At 64.4% G+C, this 1,672-nt stretch carries 2 protein-coding genes and 1 pseudogene; all 3 read left to right on the forward strand.

The window, feature by feature from the left end; translation table 11 throughout:
- Positions 1-433, forward strand: a pseudogene (locus tag EN749_RS35295) (beta-ACP synthase); the annotation flags it as partial.
- A gap of 157 nt (positions 434-590) precedes the next feature.
- Positions 591-1,295 (forward strand): glutathione S-transferase N-terminal domain-containing protein, encoded by a 705-nt coding sequence (locus tag EN749_RS35300; RefSeq protein WP_127808311.1) that lies wholly within the window; start codon positions 591-593, stop codon positions 1,293-1,295.
- Positions 1,296-1,358: 63 nt separating this feature from the next.
- A partial coding sequence (locus tag EN749_RS38005) for a hypothetical protein (protein WP_189367948.1) occupies positions 1,359-1,672 on the forward strand: 314 nt, incomplete at its 3' end.

Consider the following 1,672-nt stretch of genomic DNA (forward strand, 5'->3'; position numbering starts at 1 on the left):
GTCCGACATTGTCGCGCCGACCGTCGAAGGGCCGACGGCGGCCATGCGCGCCTGCCTGGCCGATGCCGGCTTCAATCCCGAGGATGTCGACTACCTCAACGCCCATGGCACCGGCACCAAGGCCAACGACCAGATCGAGACGGCAGCGATCAAGCGCGTCTTCGGCGACCATGCCTACAAGCTTTCGGTGTCGTCGACCAAGTCGATGCACGCCCATTGCCTCGGCGCATCGGGGGCGCTGGAGATGATCGCCTGCGTGATGGCGATCCGCGAAGGCATCGTGCCGCCGACGGCCAATTTTCGTGAGGCCGATCCCGATTGCGACCTCGACGTCACGCCGAATGTCCCGCGCGAGCGCAAGGTGCGCGCCGCGATCAGCAACGGCTTCGCGTTCGGCGGCACCAATGCCGTGCTGGCCTTCAAGGCTGTTTGAGCCCAGGCGCGCGATCTGCCCCAAACGGGCCGTTCCGTTGACCGTCCGTGCACGACGAAATGGTCACCGCTATATTGATCGTGCCGTGTCGCGCGTCTAATTCTTGGCCCCCCGCCAAACCGCGCCGCTCGGCGCGAATCCCCATTCAGGAGTTTCCATGGCCGACCTGTCCGCCTTTCCGATCGCAACGCGTTGGTCGGCCAAGAATCCGGACCAGATCCAACTCTATTCGGCAACAACGCCGAACGGCGTGAAGATATCGATTGCCCTGGAGGAACTCGGCCTGCCCTACGAGCCGCATTGGGTCAACATCGGCCAGAACGAAAGCTGGACACCGGAATTCCTGTCGCTCAATCCCAACGGCAAGATACCGGCGATCATCGATCCGAACGGTCCGGACGGCAAGCCGATCGGCCTGTTCGAATCCGGCGCCATCCTGCTCTACCTCGCTGAAAAGACCGGCCTGCTCATGCCCATCGATGCCGCGCGCCGCTACGAGACCATCCAGTGGGTGTTCTTCCAGATGGCTTCGGTCGGGCCGATGTTCGGCCAGGTCGGCTTCTTCCACAAATTCGCCGGTCGCCAGATCGCCGACAAACGCCCTCTGGAGCGCTATCGCGACGAGTCAAAGCGACTGCTCGGTGTGCTCGACGGCAGGCTGAAGGGGCGCAAGTGGATCATGGGCAATGACTACACCATCGCCGACATCTCGCTGCTCGGCTGGGTGCGCAACCTGATCGGCTTCTACGAAGCGCGCGAACTCGTCGGCTTTGACGATTTCGTCAATGTCTCGACATGGCTGGAGCGCGGACTGGCGCGGCCGGCGGTGCAGAAAGGCCTGACCATCCCGGCCAAGGGATAGCCGAACCAGCCTCCGAAGCGCGGCTATTTCGCCTTCGCTTTGGCCTTGGAACCGCCTTTGCCCATGACGGAAGCAGCGAGCGACGCAGCACCCCGGGCGGCGACCATGACCGCGCCGGCAGCGACGTTGGCCGTCGCCTTGGCCGTGCGCATCGCACTGCCGCTCAGGGAGTCGCTGGAACTCGCGGGCTTCTTCGGCTTTGCGGCTTTCGGCGCGGCTTTCGCTGCGGTCGGCACCACTTTCTTCGGCGCTGCCTTGCCGAAGGTCGGCTTCGCGTCCTTCGAACGGGCTGTCATCGCCGGGCCGGCGCCAGCCTCGGATTGGGTCGCCTTGCCCTTGGCGGGCGCGGGCTTCTTTGCCTTGGTTGCCATTAGAAC

It is taken from the genome of Mesorhizobium sp. M7A.F.Ca.ET.027.02.1.1, from assembly GCF_004022985.1.
GTDB lineage: Bacteria > Pseudomonadota > Alphaproteobacteria > Rhizobiales > Rhizobiaceae > Mesorhizobium.

What these genes read in the sequence shown, in the direction of transcription:
- EN749_RS35300 (WP_127808311.1), top strand. Translation starts at nt 591, where the DNA reads ATGGCCGACCTGTCCGCCTTTCCGATCGCAACGCGTTGGTCGGCCAAG.